Here is a 16,750-nt window from a genome sequence, read left to right as displayed (position 1 = left end):
CCTTATAGCGCGCCCGGCCCCGGACCCTAGCCCGTGCGGGTGCCGCATGACGCCGACCCGACATGTGCGACGGCAGGCTCCGGGAAGTCGCGCGGCCGCCCGCGCTGCGCCGCGTTCCTACCGCGCCGGCGCCCCGGGATCGATCGCCGGCAACTCGTTGGCGGGCAGCCCCATCCCGGCCTGGGCCTGCGGCCCTCCGGCGCCGCGGGCGCGGTTGGCGAGGGCCACGGTCAGGCGCTCGGCGGTCTCGGGCTGCATCACCGCCAGGACCTCGGACATCTTGCGGGGATTCATGGCCAGCACGATCGGGACCAGCACGTCGAGCCCGAGCCGGTCGAACACCCGGGCGGCGTCCTTGGGCTTCATCGCCTCGTACATCGTGACGATGTTCTTCAGGCCCTGCTTCTCGGCCTCCTCCTTCGCCTTCGCGACGGCGTCGACCTTGTCCTCGGCCTTCTTGAGGTCGCCGAGGCCGGTCTCGAGCTTGCGCTCGGCCTCCCCCAGCATCTTCTCGCGCAGCTCCAGCTCCTCGCTCTTCTGGCGCAGGGCGTCGCGCCGGGCGCCGAGCTTCTCCAGGAGCAGGCGCTCGGTGGGCGAGGCCGGGTTCCCGGCTGCGGGCGGTGCGGGCCGCGCCGGGGGCGGCTCCGGCGACTTCTCGGTCGCGGCGGCCGGCGCCTCCTTGGCGCCCACCGATCCAGTCGTCACCGGGTCGTAGGGCTCGTAGCCGGTGCGCGCCCGGGCGACCGCGCGCCCGTATTCCGGAAGCTCGGCGCTCTCCGGCAGGCCGGCCTGCAGCAGGCTGAGCAGCTTGAGCACGAGCAGCCCGCCCGCCGCGAGCGCCACGGCGTCGATGAGGCGCAGCCGGAACTGCCGGACGGGCTTCCGGCGCGCGCGCCGCTGCGGCGTCGCGGCGCGGCGTATCCGCTCCTCGGGATCCGGCTTCGGCGGCGGGATCTTCGGGGCCTTTACGCCGGTCACGCGGCGCGCGCCCGGACGCGGGCGAGGGCGCGCTCGCTCATGGCGAGGGCCGCCGCGGCCGCCACCCCGAGGCGCTCCCCGTTCGGACCGGCCTGCTCCGGCCTGCGCTCGGGCGGGATCTCCGGCGCGGGCCTCGGCTCAGGGGACGGCTCGGGACGGATCGGGACAGCGCGCATCTGCGCCACGATGGCGCCGATGCGCGTGATCACGCCCTCGCCGGCCTCGACCTGCAGCTTCAGCTCGGCGGCGCGGATGGTGGCGGTTTCCAGGCTGGCGTTCAGCGTGCGGTCGCCCTCGTCGATCGTCGCCCGCAGACCGGCGATGGCCCGCTCGGCCGTGCCGGTCGCCACCATCAGGTCGCCGATGGTCTGGCGCAGGGCGGCCTCGTCGCCCTTCATCTGGCCGATGCGGCGCGAGAGACGGAGGGACGTGACGATGGTCGCCGCCAGGAGGACGGCGACCAGGATGTCGGCGGCGAGGGTGACGAAGAGACTCATGTTGGGACCCTCATCGGCCCTAATTGTCCGACCGGTTGTTCATCGAGGCCTCGTAGGCCTGGATCGTCGTGCGCGAGCGGCGCAGGGGCCGCGTGACCTGGACGGCGATGTGCCCGTCGACGCGGCCCATCCGCCCCTGGGTAAGCGCCCAGTCGCCGCAGCGCACGGTGATGAGATCCGACGGCTTGGCGTCGAACATCAGCGTCTCGCCGACCTTCAGGCTCATGACCTGTTTGAGCGGCAGCATCATCTCGTGCAGCACCGCCTCCATGGTCACGTCGGCCTGCCAGATCTCGGTGGCGAGGTGGCCTTCCCAGACGTGATCGCGGCCGAGCTTCTCACCCATGAAGCTCTGGGTCAGGAGTTCCCGGATCGGCTCGATCGTCGCGTAGGGGAACAGGATCTGCAGCATGCCGCCGCGCCCGTCGACGTCCAGGCGCAGGCTGATCAGGATCGCGGCGTTGCCCGGCCGCGTGATCGTGGCGAAGCGCGGGTTGGTCTCGATCCGGTCGATGCCGAAGGTCACGGGCGACAGCGGCTGGAACGACAGCTCCAGATCGCCCAGCACGATCTCCACGAGGCGGCGCACCAGCGTCATCTCGATGGCGGTGAACGGGCGACCGTCCAGACGGCTCGACAAGCTGCCGCGCTTGCCGCCGAGCAGCAGGTCGAAGGTCGCGTAGGCGAGGTTCGAATCGACCGTGACGAGGCCGGAATTCTCCCATTGCTCGGCCCGGAACACGCCGAGCAGGGTCGGCAGCGGGATCGCGTTGAGATAGTCGCCGAAGCGCACCGAGGTGATGTTGTCCAGCGTCACCTCGACGTTATCCTGGAACAGGTTGCGCAGGGAGGTCGACAGCAACCGGATCATCCGGTCGAAGACGATCTCCAGCATCGGCAGGCGTTCGTACTGAACGACGCCCGAATCGACGATGGCCTGAACGCCCCCGGCCCCCGAGGCCGAGAGCTCGCGCATGGAGAAGCCGAGGACGCCGTCGATCTCGTCCTGGTTCAGCACCCGGTCGTTGCCGGCGAGTTCGGGGAGGTTGTCGCTCTCCCCGTCCTCGATCATCGTCGCCCATTCGGCGGCGACGTCGCTCGCGTTGCGCGTGGTGCCCTGCTCGGCGAGGGCCGCGCCCCATTCCTCGGCGAGGGACGAGTCGCCGCCCTCGGCGCCCTGCTCCAGAAGGGCTGCCGACCAATCGTCCTCGGGGAGTTCGTCCTCGGGTTCCATCAGGCGTGCTCGATCGGGGGCCGGCCCGGCGCGGGGTTGGAGGCGATGGGGGTGGTCGCAGGCGCGCTCATTGGACGATCACGTCCTTGAAGAGCACCGCATCGACCTTGGCGGGATACAGGGCGATGTTGACCCGCCGCAGCAATTCCTCGCGCAGCCGGAACAGGCCTACCGAGTTCGTGATGTCGCTGGCGCGCAGCTCGCGCATGTAGACCTGCAGCGCGTCCTCCACCCGCGGCATCAGCGGCTTGACCTCCTCCTCGGCCTTCGCGTCCTTCAGCTCCAGGGCGATCCGGACCTTCGCGTACCGGGCCTTGTCCTGCGGCTGGTCCGGACTGAGGTTGAGGAGCATCTCGCGCACGTCCACGAAGACCACGGGCTTCTTGCCGTCCGGGCCGACACCCTTGCCGTCTGCGCCGTGCCCTCCGCCGTGGCCGCCGTCCTGTGCGGCCTCCTTGCCGCCGCCGCCCATCATCAGGAAGGCGCCCGCGCCGCCGCCCACGAGCAGGACCGCGACGGCCACCATGATCATGAGCTTCTTCTTGCCCTTCGGGGCGCTTTCGGCTCCGGCCCCGCCTTCCTCGGCGGAGGCCTTCTTCGGCTTCTTGGCCATGGAATAATGCTCTCTCGCGGGAGACTGCGCGCCAGGTACACCCGGATATCGGAGCATCACGGTTAACGTGCCGTTAAGCAGGCAATTCCTGCCGGGCCAGGTTTGCCGCAACGCAGACCCGGCGCCGACGCGACGACCGCGCAATCCCCGTCAAGTCCTTGTCAGAACGATGGAATTTTCTTCCGTTGGGTTTGGCACAGCGGATGCTGAATGGATCGTTGCCGCCTCCGCGGCCCGCGAGTCCCAGAGTCCACGATGCAGAATGCCCTCTTCGTCGGCGTGTCGAGCCAGATGGCGCTCCAGCGCGAGCTGGACGTGATCGCCAACAACATGGCGAACGTCTCGACCACCGGGTTCAAGGCTCGCAACACCCGCTTCCAGGAATACCTGATGCCGGTGGCCAGCGCGGATTCGTTCGCCCGGCCCGACCGGCGTCTCTCCTACGTCATCGACCAGGGCACCACCCTCGATCTCGGGCAGGGCCCGGTCGAGCGGACCGGCAACCCGCTCAACGTGGCGATCAAGGGCGCGGCCTTCATCGCCGTGCAGTCCCCCCAGGGCGAGCGCTACACCCGAAACGGCGCCTTCGAGATCGACCCGCAGGGTGCGCTCGTCACCAGCGACGGCTACAAGGTGGCGGGCGAGGGCGGACCCATCACCATCAACCCGCAGGAGACCGGCCTCGCCATCGGCCCCGACGGTACCGTGTCGACCAATCTCGGCATCCGCGGGCGCATCAAGCTCGTCACCTTCGCCAACCCACAGCGGCTGACCAACGAGGGGGGCAACCTCTACGCCTCGCCGGAGCCGGCACGCCCCGCCGGCATCGACGGACGCCTGGAATCCGAAGCGCTGGAACGCTCGAACGTCCGCCCGGTGATCGAGATGACCCGGCTGATGGACGTGAACCGGTCCTACGCCATGGTGTCGAGCATGATCTCGCGCCTCGACGACCTGCGGGGCACGGCGATCCGCCGCCTCGCCGACGTCGCCTAAGGGGAGCTCGGCCGATGCGCGCCCTCTACTCCGCCGCCACCGGCATGGCGGCCCAGGAACTCAACGTCCAGGTCATCTCGAACAACATCGCGAACCTGCGCACCACCGGCTACAAGCGCCAGCAGGTGCACTTCCAGGATCTGCTCTACCAGAACCTGCGACGGGCCGGCGCCTCGACCTCGCAGCAGAACACCCAGCTTCCCGCCGGCCTCGCCCTCGGCTCGGGCGTGAAGACGACCTCGACAGCCCGCGTGATGTCACAGGGCACGCTCTCGTCCACCGAGAAGGATTACGACGTCGCGATCCGCGGCGAGGGGTTCTTCCGGGTGACGCTCCCGGACGGCCGCACCGCCTATTCCCGGGACGGCTCCTTCGACCTCTCGGCCTCGGGCCAGCTCGTCACCCGCGACGGCTACCTGCTCGATCCGGCGATCACCGTGCCGCAGAACGCGACGTCGGTGACGATCAGCGCGACGGGCGTCGTGCAGGCGAGCATTCCGGGCCAGACGGCGCCGCAGGCGCTCGGCCAGTTCCAGCTCTCGCGCTTCGTCAACAAGGTCGGCCTCGAATCGATCGGCGACAACCTGTTCGTCGAGACCGCGGCCTCCGGGCAGGCGATCAGCGGCCTGCCGGGCGCCGACGGCTTCGGCAACCTCCAGCAGAGCTACCTGGAAGAGGCGAACGTGAACGCCGTCACCGAGATCTCGTCCCTGATCGCCGCGCAGCGCGCCTACGAGATGAACTCGAAGGTCGTCACCGCGGCCGACCAGATGCTCTCCACCACCACGCAGATGTTCCGCAGCTAACCGCGCGACCCGCACCCGCTTCAGGTCCCTGAACATGTATGCCGGCATGCATCCCGCTCATCCCGCCCATCCCGATCCCGACTTCGAGACCCTCGATCTGCCCCGTATCGGCATGGCGGACGGAAGTGACATCAGCCCGATCATCCGCCGTCCCCGGCCGCGGGTCTCCCCCCTGGGCTCGGCCGTGATCCTGCGCGCGGTGCTGGCCTTCCTGACCTTCGCGGTCCTCGGCGCCCTGGCGATCCCCGCCATGGCCCAGGCTGAAGGTCTGCGGCTGCGCGGCGACGTCACAGCCCGCGGAGACATCCTGACGCTGGCCGACCTGGTCGAGGGCGTGCCGGAGCGCCTGGCCGCGCGTCCGCTGTTCCGCGCACCCACCCTGGGCGCCACCGGGACGATCCAGACCCGCCGCATCCTCGACGCGGCCGCCGCCCTGGGTCTCACCAACCTGGAGACCGGGGGCCGGCTGCAGATCGCCGTGCAGCGCGCCGCCCGCCGCCTCGGGCCGCCGGAGATCGAAGCCGCGCTCAAGCGCGGCCTCGAGACCAGCTACGGGCTCGACCCCCGCAGCGTCACGATCCGCTTCGACGGCGACGGCCCGACCCTGCTCGCTCCGGTGGACCTCGAAGGGCAGGCCGCGGCCCTCGACGTCACCTACGACCTGCGCTCCCGCCGCGTCGCGGGGCTGGTCAGCCTCGGCGAGCGGCAGGCCTCCCTGCGGGTATCCGGCGTGGTCGTCGAACTGCGCGAAGTGGCGGTGCTCACCCGGACGCTCAACCGCGGCGAACCGGTGAAGGAGGGCGACGTCGTGGCGGAGCGGCGTCCGCGCGAGACCGTCGCCTCCGACGCGCAGGGAAGCGCCACGGCCGTCATCGGCGAGGTCGCCCAGAACACGCTCACCGCCGGGACCGTGCTGCGGATGACCGACACCGCCCCGCCCGAACTGGTCGCGCGCGGCGAGAACGTGACCATCGTGTACGAGACGCCGAACGTCAGCCTGTCGATGCGCGGCCTGTCGAACGATTCCGGCCGCATGGGCGCCGTCGTCAACGTCGTCAACGTCGCCTCCAAGAAGATCCTGCAGGCCACCGTGATCGGCCCCGGCCGGGTCTCGGTGAGCCCCAGCCCCGCGGCTCAGCAGGCCGCCGGCGCCGCCCCCGTCCAGGCGACCGCCTCCCTGCGCTGACCGCCCGTCCTGCACGCGTCGAAGAGTGATTGCCCGATGGCCCGCCGCATCGTCCTGAACCCGCTCGCCGCCGCTCTGATCGCCGGCGCGCTCGGTGCCTGCAACACCGCCGACCGCCTCTCGCAGGTGGGCGCGACCCCGGCCTTGTCGGCGATCGAGGATCCCACCACCCAGCCGGGCTACAAGCCGGTGCGGATGCCGATGCCCGACGTCCAGCCGGTCTCGTACGCCCCGAACTCGCTGTGGCGGACGGGCTCCCGCGCCTTCTTCAAGGATCAGCGCGCCGCCCGGCTCGGCGACCTCCTGACCGTGAAGGTCAACGTCACCGATCAGGCCAACATCAGCAACGAGACCAAGCGCTCCCGGGCCAACACCGAGAGCTTCGGCCTGCCGAACGCTCTGGGACTGGAGAACAACGCGGTCGGCAAGTCCTTCGGCGTCGGCAGCACCGCGCTGCTGTCCGCCACCTCGGCCACCGCCAATGACGGTGCCGGCTCGGTCCAGCGCGCCGAGACCGTGACGACGAACGTCGCCGCGGTGGTCACCCAGGTTCTGCCCAACGGCAACCTCGTGGTCGAAGGCAAGCAGGAGATCCGCGTCAACTTCGAAGTGCGCGAGATGGTGGTCGCGGGCGTCGTCCGGCCGGAGGATATCGAGTCGGACAACACCATCGACTCGACCAAGATCGCCCAGGCCCGGATCGCCTATGGCGGGCGGGGCCAGATCACCGACGTGCAGCAGCCGCGCTACGGCCAGCAGATCGTCGACATCCTGCTGCCGTTCTAAGGCCCTTCAGCCCAGCTCCTCCGGCTCCGGCCCACGGGTGACGTCGAGGCCGGACCCGGCGCCGGGGGGCGGCCCGACCTTGACCGGAGCGCCGGTCCGCGCGGCCTCGTAGATCGCCTCCATCAGCACCTGATCCTGCAGCCCCTCCTCGCCGGGGGTGCGGGGACGCAGATCCTCCTGGATGCAGCGCGCGAAGTGGTCGAGTTCCAGGGCGAACTGGTTCTTGGGGCTCAGGACCTTCTCGTCCCGCGCGGCGTTCTTGCCGTCGCGGTGGCCGATGATGAGCCGCTGGCCCTGGTAGGCGAAGGCGTTCTGGAGGTCGATGGCGGCGGTTCCGGTGTGCAGGGTCAGGCTTCGCGCCTCGTAGACCCCGTAGCTCGACAGGCACTGGGCGATCACGCCGGACGGGAAGTGCAGGGTGAAGCTCGCCGTCTCCTCGACCTCGCGGTATTTGGGATCGTCCGGCGGCGAGTGGATCTGGGCCTGGATCAGGTTCGGCTCCTCGCCGAGGACCGCGCGGGTGGTGTTCAGGCAGTAGAGCCCGATATCCGGCAGCGACCCGCCTCCTGCCAGCGCCTTCCGCAGGCGCCACTGCTCCGGCAGTCCCGTGGTCTGACCGTTGAAGGCCTGGATCAGCCGGGGCCGGCCGAACTCGCCCGAACGGGCGAGCTTGATTACGGCCCGGTTGTGCGGCTCGTACTGGCACCGATAGGCGATCATCAGCTTGACGCCGGCCTTGGCGCAGGCCGCGATCATCTCGCGGCACTCGTCCGAGGAGACCGCCATCGGCTTCTCGCAGAGCACCTGCTTGCCCGCCGCCGCGGCCGCCACGACGTTGTCCCGGTGCACGCCGTTCGGCGTGACGATTTAGACCGCCTGGACGTTCGGGTTGGCCTTCAGCCGATCCCACGCGTCGTAGCCGTACACGGCATCGTCCGGCAGCCCGTATTGCCGGGCCACGAGCTTCGCCTTGTCGGGGGAGCCCGACATCACCGCCGCCAGGCGGGCGCGCTTGGCCTCGCCGAAAGCCGGGAGAATCTCGTCGAGGCTCAGGCGCCCCAGACCGACGACGCAGTAGCCGACCCGCTGGCCCGGCGGCTGAGGCGCCGGGCTCGGGGCGGGCGGCCTGTCGCCGGCACCGCGCCAGTTCGGGAACATCACCCGTCCGCCCTGCACGGCACCGGTATCGGCCGGAACCGAGGGGGCCGGTGGAGTGCCCGCCGGGGCGGCCTGGGCGCCGCCGCCCATCGCGGCGCCGGCCAGGGCGCCCCCGGCCGCGAGAAGATTGCGTCGTGAGAGCCGGGTGTCGTCTGCCATGGGCCTCGCCGTGTCGCCGGGACGGAATGGAGGCGCCTTGGGCGCCGCGTGGCGTGGAAGCCGCCGAGGGCGGGACCGCGCTCTCAGTGAACGCGACCCGGCGGCGTGCCGTTTCCGTCGAGAAGCGCGGCGCGCAGACGCGCCACCTCCGCCTCGCTGGCGGCGAGCCGGCGCGCGATCGCCGCCGGCTGCGTCGCGGCCCCCGTCTCGGCGAAACCGAGACCGACGCTCTCGCCCGCCCGCCAAGCTATGAAGGCCCGCCGGGTCTCGCCACGGCCGGGGATGAACAGCTCGATGCAATCGGGCAGCGTGGCGTCGGCAGGGACCCGGATCCGTGCCCCGTCCAGGGACACGTCGCGGACCGTGCAGTCGAGATCCGGCAGAAAGGCCGCGACGCGGAGTCGGCCGCCCAGGCAGACGCGGCGTCGGGCAGTACGGCGTCGGTCGACCACGAGCGCTTCATCCTGATGGGTGCGGATGTCGGGACAACCGCCATTGAGCCCGAAGCGGACCGGCCCGTCTTCTTTAACCGTCAGTTTACCTTAATGGCGGCCTCAGGCGGGCGGCGGCGGATCGGGCGCCTCGACCTCGCCGCGACGCTGCAGCTGCAGGGCGACGAACCAGCACAGGGATGCCCAGGCCGCGCCGATGCACCAGCCGGCCAGCACGTCGCTCGGCCAGTGCACGCCGAGATAGATGCGGCTGATGCCCACCAGCAACGTCACGCTGACTCCGAGGGCCAGGACCAGTGCCTTCGCGCGGCGGTTGCGCTCGACCCGGGCGATGAGGGTCGCCAGGGTCAGATAGGCGATGGCCGACATGGTGGCGTGGCCGCTCGGAAAACTCGCCGTGAACACTTCCATGCCGTGAGGGACGAGGTCCGGTCGCGGCCGGTGGTAGAGCATCTTCAGCAAGGTCGAGACCAGCTCGCCGCTGCCCACCGCGGCCAGGACGTAGAGGCCGATGCGCCGCCGCCCGGACACGGCGAGATAGCCCGCCACCGCGCAGGTGAGGAACAGCACCGTGAAGACGCTGCCGAGCCCGGTGATGTCGCGCATCGTCTCCTCGAGCCAGGGCGGCCCGATCGGATCGGCGAGATCGGCGGGGTTGCGCAGGGCGAGCAGGATCCGGCGGTCGAGGGCCGCGGTGGAGCCCTCGCCGACCTCGTGGGCGAGGTAGAAGAACCCATAGCCGAGGGTGCTCAGGCAGAGCAGGGCGACGAGGGGACCGACTTCGTTCAGGCGCAACCGCAGCCACACCGCCAGGGCGGGCTCGATCAGGCGATTGTTGCGGATCTGGCTCGGGGCCTTCATGCGGCGGGATCCGGGTCGGGGACGTGCGTCATCAGTCGTTCTCTCCGAAGGGCAGGCGGGCCACCGCATCCCAGGGACCGCCACGGTAGCGCCAGAGCAGCGTCGCCGGCGCGGCGAAGCGGAACGGCGCGAAACCGGCCGACAGGTCGGCGTGGAGCGCCCGCGCCTTGTCCGGGGCCACCTTGTTCTGGACCGTAACGTGGGGGCGCCAGCCCTGCCGATCCTGGGCGGTGAGATGAGGCGCGAAGCCCTGCGCAAGGCGGGCCCGGAAGTTCGACAGCGCATCGGATTCGAGCACGTAGGCGACGCCCCGGCCGGTGAAGCGCAGGCCCGTCACGGCGACCTCCGGCGTCGGAACGGTGCGGGCGAGGGCGGTGATGGCCTCGATCACGCCCCGCTCCCGGTCGCCCGGCAGGTGGTGGAACAGCGTCGCATGGGCGGGAATGTGATTCAGCGCTTCGGGGAAGTAGCGACGCCGCTCGCCGTCGAACCGGGCGAAGGTCGGCTCATCGAAGGCGAGCGTCAGGATCAGGGGGGCCGCGTCCATCATGCGGGCCAGATGGCGCCCGAAGCCGCTCAGGTCCAGTACAGAATCCGCGCCGTCGGCAGGTCTCGGGCGAGGCAATCGGTGAGGTGGCTGCGCATCGCCTGCATCAGGAGCTTCGGGAAGACATACTTCACGGAGCCGAACTTGGTGCGCTTCTCGACGCGCTCGGCCTCGTCGAGGGGCAGGTCCGAGCCGGGATACCAGCCGCGCAGCACCGCCTTCGAGCCGGGGGTGAAGCGATGGGTGATGAGTTCGGCGGTGAGGTCGAGATCCGGCACATCGGCGAGGGCGTCGGCGGCGGCGCGGATCAGCCCGGCATAGGCTGCCTCCCAGTCCGGGACCGGCAGGATCGGCGCGACGGTCAGGCCGACCGGATAACCGGCCCGGGCCACCTCGGCCATGGCGGCGAGCCGGGCGGGGAGGGGATCGGTGCCGCCCTCGTAACGCGCGGCGGCCCGCGGGTTGACCGAGAAGCGGATCCGCGTGCGCCGGTTGTGCGGCAGGTCGAGGAGCGGTGCCACCGCGGCGAACTTGGTGGTGAAGCGCAACTGAACCGGCGCGTCCCAGGCGCCGAAATGCCGGATCGCCGCCGAGAGCGAGCCGGTCAGGTGCTCGATGCCGAGGGGATCGGTGTAGCAGGACGCCTCGAAGGTGGTTCCCTCGTGCGCCCGCTCCCGGGACGCCGAGGTCACGGCCCCGCGCCCGGCATAGGCCGTGAGGTTGCCGAGGATCGCCTCGAGATTGGCATAGGCGCGCGTCACCGGCGGCCCGGCGAGCGAGCCGGCGAGGTAGCAGTACTGGCAATGGGCGGGGCAACCCTCGGCAAGGTCGAAGCGCCAATCGGCCGAGGGCGGGATCGGCTGCAGCCGCAGCTTGGTCGGCGGGGCGCTCGTCAGGACGAGGGTCGCCTTCGCGGCCGCGTAGGCCCGGCGGGGATCCGCCTCGCGCGGGCTCGGCAGGCGGTTGGACGGCAGGCGCTCCACCGGCAGGCCCAGGGCCTCGGCGCGGGCCTGCATGGCCCGGCCATGGGGATGCTCCAGAGCGGACGGCATCACCAGCACCCGGCGCGGGTGCCACGGGCGCCCCGGGCGGACGGGCTCCGGGCCATCGGGGGTCTGAACGGCCGGGAGGGACGAAGGCGGCATGCCTGAGGAACGCCTCGTCCCGGCACCGGGTCCGGCCTAGTCGCCAGCTCACGGTGCGGCTAAAGCACCGTCATGTCTTCAGGCAGGGAGAGCGTCCATGTCGGCCGCGACGGCTGGTTATTTCTCACCGGAGGAACCAACCGGGTCATGGACCGGTATCGCGGCGGTCTGCGGCACTGGCTGCTGCTGCGCGGCTGGACGCGGCTGATCAAGGCCCGTGCGCGGCGGGCCGAGGACCTCGGCATTCGCTGCCTCCACGTGATCGTGCCGGAGAAGCTGTCGGTCTACGACGACAAGACCGACGGCCTGCGCTACGCGCCGGCTAAGGCTTCGACCCGGCGACTGGCCCGACGCCTCGCGCGACACCCGGCCTATCTCGACCTTCTCGCGCCGCTTCGCGCTGCCCGCAACGGAGCGACGCCGCTCTACCTGCGCACCGACACCCACTGGACCGCGCAGGGGTGCCTGCTGGCCTATCGCGAGATCATGCGGGCGCTCGGGGCGGTTCCGCCCGCCGATATCGGCGGGCGTCCCGGTACCGTCTCGGAACAGATCATGGATCTCGGCGAGAAGCTGCCCGAGCGGCCGCGCGAGCGGCTGGAGCGGTTCACGCTGCAGCGCGATGCGATGCGGGTGGAGACCGGGCCGCTACTGGCCGCCTACGAGGCGCAGGGGCGCGACCGCGAGGTGCATGTCGGCGCTCATGTCGTCTATCGAAACCCGTCCCCGGGGGCCGATCCGCGACGGCTCGTCCTGTTCGGCGATTCCTGCGCCCATTTCGACCCGTTCCTGCTGACTGGGCTGCTCGCCGAGAGTTTCAGCGAGGTTCACTTCATCTGGTCTTCGAGCCTCGACTGGCCCTACATCGAGCGCGTGCGTCCGGACATCCTGCTGTTCGAGATCGCCGAGCGCTTCCTGGCCAAGCTGCCGAAGGACGATTTCGACGTGGCCGTCGCCGGTCAGCGCGGGACGGGCGGTCGCCTCGCGCGGCTCAGGAGCGACGGCCTGGGACGTGCCGTGGCGCCTCAGTAGATGGCCGGATCCAGGCGGGCGAAGTCGGTGACGCTGGCGGCCTGATACTTGGCGACGGATTCCGGCGCGCAGGCGATCCCGATCATCAGGACGAGGAGCGTCGCGAGGCACGCGAGCGTTGCCGTGACCACGTCGGCATGGCGCCGCAGAGCATGGATCACCAAGCATCCGAACGTGAACAGGGCCGCCTCGGCGACGGGCACCAGCGCGAACGACATCACTTCACCTCCATCGATCTCCCCACGCGATCGGGCCGCTGCGGCACGTGCGCGGCGACGGGTGGGTGCCCGAGAGATGGCTCAGTTTGCTGCACCGCAACAGAAGGATCGGCGCAGCCCTGCCTTGCGCAGAACTCGCGGGCCGGCGGGAACGGGCGCACCGGTCGCGCGGTCGGCGCTCCTCGGATGCAGACCGGCATCCGTCTTCACAGACGCCGCGCGAGGCCCATCTGGGTCGGATCGCTTATGGGACCGGAGACGACGATGGGCCTCCTCGTGGACGGCATCTGGCGCGACCAGTGGTACGACACCGCCGCGACGGGCGGCCGCTTCGAGCGCAAGGCCTCCGCCTTCCGCAACTGGGTGACCGCCGACGGATCACCGGGCCCCTCCGGATCGGGCGGCTTCCGGGCCGAGCCGGGCCGCTACCATCTCTACGTCTCCCTGGCCTGTCCCTGGGCGCACCGCACGCTGATCGGGCGCGCGCTCAAAGGGCTGGAAGACGCGATCTCCGTCTCGGTGGTCGATCCGCATATGGGCGCCGATGGCTGGGTGTTCGGTGACACGCCGGGCGCGACGCCGGACCCGATCCACGGCGCACGGCGCCTCTACGAGGTCTACCTGGCGGCCGACCCGTCCTACAGCGGCCGCGTCACCGTGCCGGTGCTGTGGGACCGGGAGCGCGGCACCATCGTGTCGAACGAATCCGCCGAGATCCTGCGGATGCTGAACGCCGCCTTCGGGGGTATGGGTCCGGATCTCTACCCGGCGGACCTGCGTCCCGAGATCGACGCGGTGAACGCTCGGGTCTACGACCGGGTGAACAACGGTGTCTACAAGGCGGGCTTCGCCACCACCCAGGACGCCTATGCCCAAGCCTTCGAGGCCCTGTTCGCCGAGCTCGATGCGCTCGAAGCGCGGCTCGACCGGAGCCGTTACCTCTGCGGCGACCGCGTGACCGAGGCGGATATCCGCCTGTTCACCACCCTGGTGCGGTTCGACGCGGTCTATGTCGGGCACTTCAAGTGCAACAGGCGCCGGATCGCCGACTATCCGAACCTCTCGAACTATCTCCGCGATCTCTATGCGATGCCCGGCATCGCGCCGACCGTCGATCTGACGCATATCAAGCGGCATTATTACGAGAGCCATCCGACCATCAATCCGACGGGGATCGTGCCCCTCGGACCCAACCTGGATTTCGCCGCCCCGAACGACCGTGCCCTGCGGTTTGCGGGCTAGCCGGCTGCGGCTGGGGTTCGGCCCGTGGTGAGCCCGACGCCGGCCCGTCCCGATGCCGCCCCCTCGACGGCGGGCGCCGTGCGCCTAGTTCGGCTCTCAACCGGAGGATGCCCGACCCGCCATGACCAATCGCCTGCGCCTCGCGCTGCTCTGCGCTCTCGTCAGCCTTCCCTCCGCGGCACGCGCCCAGGCCGCGTTGCGGCTGGACGGCACCTGCGAGAAGCTCGTGATCGGCACGCAGGATCTGAGCAGCTCCTGCAGCAACGTCCTGACGAACGCGGTGAGTCGCAATCGCACCAGCTTCGACTTCACCACCTCCGACGGTCAGGCGCTCAGCTTCAGCGGTAACGGCGCCCAGCAGGAAGCCACCGAGGAGACCGATCCGCTGCAGCCGATCAACGTGGTCACCACCGGAAAGGATGGCGCCCCGATCCTGGCGATCGGCGCTTGCCGCTTCTCCACCCCGGAACCGGGCCGCACCGCGATCACCTGCGAGGCCAGCACGGCCGACGGACGCCCGTTTGCCGGAACGTTCGTGACTGCGGCCAAGGCGCCTGCCGGTGCGCCGGCCGCCGCACCGGCCCGCTGAGCGTCCCTGTCTTTGGGCTGGTCAGATCATGGCGGAAGCCCCATTTAGGGAACTCCACGAAAAAGGTTCCGAAGCCAGACCGATGCTCAACGACACCCTCGCCGGGGGCGGTGCCCCGGCCGGCGACACCGGCACCCTCATCAAGGACACGACCACTGCGAGCTTCCGGCAGGACGTGCTCGCCGAGTCGATGCACCGGCCTGTGCTGGTCGACTTCTGGGCGCCCTGGTGCGGACCCTGCAAGCAGCTCACGCCGGTGCTGGAGAAGGTGGTCCGGGAGGCCGCCGGCGCGGTCGCCCTGGTGAAGATGAACATCGACGAGCATCCCTCGATCGCAGGTCAGCTCGGCATCCAGTCGATTCCGGCGGTCATCGTCTTCCAGAAGGGCCAGCCGGTCGACGGCTTCATGGGCGCGGTCCCCGAGAGCCAGATCAAGGAGCTGATCGGGCGCGTGGCCGGTCCTCAGCAAGATCCGCTCGAGGCCGCCCTGGCGGACGCCGCCGCCCTCATCGAGGAGGGCGACCTCGCCGGTGCCGCGGAAATCTACGCGGCGGTCCTGGAGCAGCAGCCCGACAACGTCACGGCACTGGCCGGCCTCGCCAAGATGCAGCTCGACGCAGGCGAGATCGAGAACGCCAAGCGGGTTCTGGCCATGGTGCCGGAGGCGAAGGCTGGCGATCCGGCGCTCGCCGGCATCCGCGCCGCCCTCGAACTCGCCGAGCAGGCCGCCTCGCTCGGCGATCTCGCGGGCGTGCAGCGGGAAGTGGAGGCCAACCCGGACGCCCATCAGGCGCGGTTCGACCTCGCGCTGGGCCTCGCCGCCCGGGGCGAGCGCGGCCAGGCGGTCGACCACCTGATCGAACTGCGCCGGCGCGACAAGGACTGGAACGACGACGGGGCGCGCAAGCAGCTGCTGCAGTTCTTCGAGGCCTGGGGCGTGATGGATCCGGATACGATCCGCGGACGGCGCAAGCTCTCGGCGCTTTTGTTCTCGTGAGGTTCCGGCTCGCGCTTCGGACCACCAATCGGCCCCCCCGGGAGGCGCCATGAGCACCCATGCGAGCTACAAGGGCCCGGCGGATTGTCCCGCGGTCATCCCGGTCTTCCCCCTCTCCGGGGCGCTGCTGCTGCCCCGCGGGCAGATGCCGCTGAACATCTTCGAGCCGCGCTATCTCGCCATGGTCGACGATGCCATGCGCACGGACCGGATCATCGGCATGATCCAGCCGGATCCGGAAGGATCGGGCGGGGCCAATCCGAAACTCTACCGCGTCGGCTGCGCGGGGCGGGTGACCCAGTACGCGGAGACCGGCGACGGACGATACCTGATCTCGCTCACCGGCATCACGCGCTTCCGGGTCGAGAGCGAATTGGCATCGATCGGCCCCTATCGCCGCTGCCACGTCTCCTATGACGACTTCGCTGTGGACTTCGAGCCCCGGGCGGGCGAGGAGCAGGTCGACCGCGCGGGCGTGCTCAAGGCGTTGCGCGACTTCGTGGAGTCGAACGACCTCAAGGTGGACTGGGCCGGAATCGACGAGGCGCCCGACGAGGCGCTGGTCAACGCCCTCTGCATGATGAGTCCGTTCGGTGTGCGCGAGAAACAGGCGATGCTCGAGGCCCCCGACCTGAAGACGCGGGCCGAGATCCTGATCGCGGTCACGCAGATGGAACTGGTTCGCGGCTCGGGCCCCGAGTCGACGATGCAATAGGCTGCACGAACGATGACCAACGACCTCACCGCCCCCGTCGAAGCGACCCGCGTGGACCCGAAGCTTCTGGAGATCCTAGTCTGCCCGCTGACCAAAGGGACGCTGGAATACGATTCCGTCCGCCAGGAGCTGATTAGCCGTTCCGCCAAGCTCGCATATCCGATCCGCGACGGGATCCCGATCATGCTGCCGGAAGAAGCCCGGCCGCTGACGGACTGATCGCCCGGGCCGCTCGTTTGCGCGGGGGGCAGCCCGCGTCGCTTCGCATCCCGAGCGCCCCGTGCTTACGGGACCCGCCCCCTCCGGTCGGGCTCGGCGCGCCCCGTGCCGGCCGCCCCCCCTGCCAAACCTCAGGATGTCGGCGAGACTTGGCATCAGGTCTTCCGATCGGAGAGCAGATTCGGATCTATCGAGCTTGACTATTACTTCGCCCTTCGCCGACCCTGCTCTATCTTGAGCTAACGCGTGGCGGCCATACTCTTGCCGCTTCGATCGTTCAGCGTCGAGTCATCCCCGATCGATGATTCTGACCGTGCATC

The 16,750-nt window shown here is 70.2% G+C and carries 19 protein-coding genes and 1 pseudogene; 10 read left to right on the top strand and 10 right to left on the bottom strand.

Going from position 1 to position 16,750, the window contains the following annotated elements:
• Nucleotides 1–117: 117 nt before the first annotated feature.
• The 4 genes from ABC766_RS04990 to fliL form a co-directional block, all read right to left on the bottom strand.
• A complete protein-coding gene (locus tag ABC766_RS04990) occupies nt 118–978 on the bottom strand; it encodes a MotE family protein (RefSeq protein ID WP_427902290.1) in 861 nt (286 codons plus the stop codon).
• Nucleotides 975–1,475, bottom strand: coding sequence for a DUF6468 domain-containing protein (locus tag ABC766_RS04985; protein WP_043352105.1), 501 nt, complete (start codon nt 1,473–1,475; stop codon nt 975–977). Before ABC766_RS04985 ends, ABC766_RS04990 begins: the two co-directional genes overlap by 4 nt.
• 19 nt (nt 1,476–1,494) lie before the next feature.
• Entirely contained in the window at nt 1,495–2,712 is a 1,218-nt protein-coding gene (gene fliM / locus ABC766_RS04980; RefSeq protein ID WP_345822668.1) for a flagellar motor switch protein FliM, read from the bottom strand.
• A gap of 64 nt (nt 2,713–2,776) precedes the next feature.
• Entirely contained in the window at nt 2,777–3,322 is a 546-nt protein-coding gene (gene fliL, locus ABC766_RS04975) for a flagellar basal body-associated protein FliL (protein WP_345821360.1), read from the bottom strand.
• A 255-nt stretch (nt 3,323–3,577) separates the two neighbouring features.
• Between fliL and flgF the strand changes: the two genes are divergently transcribed.
• Genes flgF through flgH form a run of 4 tightly spaced genes read left to right on the top strand, consistent with a single transcriptional unit; the run spans nt 3,578 to nt 7,096 of the window.
• A complete protein-coding gene (gene flgF / locus ABC766_RS04970; RefSeq protein ID WP_043388715.1) occupies nt 3,578–4,318 on the top strand; it encodes a flagellar basal-body rod protein FlgF in 741 nt (246 codons plus the stop codon).
• A gap of 14 nt (nt 4,319–4,332) precedes the next feature.
• A complete protein-coding gene (flgG, locus tag ABC766_RS04965) occupies nt 4,333–5,124 on the top strand; it encodes a flagellar basal-body rod protein FlgG (protein WP_043388717.1) in 792 nt (263 codons plus the stop codon).
• Nucleotides 5,125–5,158: 34 nt separating this feature from the next.
• Entirely contained in the window at nt 5,159–6,310 is a 1,152-nt protein-coding gene (gene flgA / locus ABC766_RS04960; RefSeq protein ID WP_179698313.1) for a flagellar basal body P-ring formation chaperone FlgA, read from the top strand.
• Nucleotides 6,311–6,346: 36 nt separating this feature from the next.
• Nucleotides 6,347–7,096 (top strand): flagellar basal body L-ring protein FlgH, encoded by a 750-nt coding sequence (flgH, locus tag ABC766_RS04955; RefSeq protein WP_043352094.1) that lies wholly within the window; start codon nt 6,347–6,349, stop codon nt 7,094–7,096.
• Between the two features lie 6 nt (nt 7,097–7,102).
• On the opposite strand, the pseudogene ABC766_RS04950 reads toward flgH, so the two are convergent.
• From ABC766_RS04950 to ABC766_RS04930, 5 genes and pseudogenes are all read right to left on the bottom strand, one after another.
• A pseudogene (locus ABC766_RS04950) lies at nt 7,103–8,413 on the bottom strand (Gfo/Idh/MocA family protein).
• 83 nt (nt 8,414–8,496) lie between these two features.
• Nucleotides 8,497–8,865: a PilZ domain-containing protein gene (locus ABC766_RS04945; RefSeq protein WP_345821358.1), complete on the bottom strand. Its 369-nt coding sequence runs from the start codon at nt 8,863–8,865 to the stop codon at nt 8,497–8,499.
• A gap of 102 nt (nt 8,866–8,967) precedes the next feature.
• Nucleotides 8,968–9,726, bottom strand: coding sequence for a phosphatase PAP2 family protein (locus tag ABC766_RS04940; protein WP_043356220.1), 759 nt, complete (start codon nt 9,724–9,726; stop codon nt 8,968–8,970).
• Nucleotides 9,727–9,757: 31 nt separating this feature from the next.
• Nucleotides 9,758–10,276, bottom strand: coding sequence for a 2'-5' RNA ligase family protein (locus tag ABC766_RS04935; RefSeq protein ID WP_345821356.1), 519 nt, complete (start codon nt 10,274–10,276; stop codon nt 9,758–9,760).
• Nucleotides 10,277–10,302: 26 nt separating this feature from the next.
• Complete coding sequence (locus ABC766_RS04930) at nt 10,303–11,418, bottom strand: SPL family radical SAM protein (protein ID WP_345821354.1); 1,116 nt, start codon at nt 11,416–11,418, stop codon at nt 10,303–10,305.
• Nucleotides 11,419–11,490: 72 nt separating this feature from the next.
• Here ABC766_RS04930 and ABC766_RS04925 point away from each other — a divergent pair, with 72 nt between their 5' ends.
• Entirely contained in the window at nt 11,491–12,450 is a 960-nt protein-coding gene (locus tag ABC766_RS04925) for an alginate O-acetyltransferase AlgX-related protein (RefSeq protein ID WP_345821351.1), read from the top strand.
• Here ABC766_RS04925 and ABC766_RS04920 read toward each other — a convergent pair.
• Entirely contained in the window at nt 12,444–12,668 is a 225-nt protein-coding gene (locus ABC766_RS04920; protein WP_043352033.1) for a hypothetical protein, read from the bottom strand. The genes ABC766_RS04925 and ABC766_RS04920 overlap by 7 nt on opposite strands.
• A 264-nt stretch (nt 12,669–12,932) precedes the next feature.
• Here ABC766_RS04920 and ABC766_RS04915 point away from each other — a divergent pair, with 264 nt between their 5' ends.
• The 5 genes from ABC766_RS04915 to ABC766_RS04895 all read left to right on the top strand — a co-directional run bounded on the left by ABC766_RS04915 (nt 12,933) and on the right by ABC766_RS04895 (nt 16,430).
• Nucleotides 12,933–13,910, top strand: coding sequence for a glutathione S-transferase family protein (locus ABC766_RS04915; protein ID WP_345821350.1), 978 nt, complete (start codon nt 12,933–12,935; stop codon nt 13,908–13,910).
• A 121-nt stretch (nt 13,911–14,031) separates the two neighbouring features.
• Nucleotides 14,032–14,499 (top strand): hypothetical protein, encoded by a 468-nt coding sequence (locus ABC766_RS04910; protein ID WP_043352034.1) that lies wholly within the window; start codon nt 14,032–14,034, stop codon nt 14,497–14,499.
• 82 nt (nt 14,500–14,581) lie between these two features.
• A complete protein-coding gene (gene trxA, locus ABC766_RS04905) occupies nt 14,582–15,496 on the top strand; it encodes a thioredoxin (RefSeq protein ID WP_043388738.1) in 915 nt (304 codons plus the stop codon).
• A 49-nt stretch (nt 15,497–15,545) separates the two neighbouring features.
• Nucleotides 15,546–16,211: an LON peptidase substrate-binding domain-containing protein gene (locus tag ABC766_RS04900; RefSeq protein WP_043352038.1), complete on the top strand. Its 666-nt coding sequence runs from the start codon at nt 15,546–15,548 to the stop codon at nt 16,209–16,211.
• Nucleotides 16,212–16,223: 12 nt separating this feature from the next.
• The gene (locus tag ABC766_RS04895; protein ID WP_043352039.1) at nt 16,224–16,430 is read left to right on the top strand and encodes a Trm112 family protein; all 207 of its coding nucleotides are present in this window, start codon (nt 16,224–16,226) and stop codon (nt 16,428–16,430) included.
• The last annotated feature ends 320 nt before the right edge of the window (nt 16,431–16,750 follow it).

The organism is Methylobacterium fujisawaense (assembly GCF_039619325.1).
GTDB lineage: Bacteria > Pseudomonadota > Alphaproteobacteria > Rhizobiales > Beijerinckiaceae > Methylobacterium > Methylobacterium fujisawaense.
The sequence above is the reverse complement of the archived record's forward strand: the minus strand, read 5'-3'. Positions and strand labels throughout refer to the sequence as shown.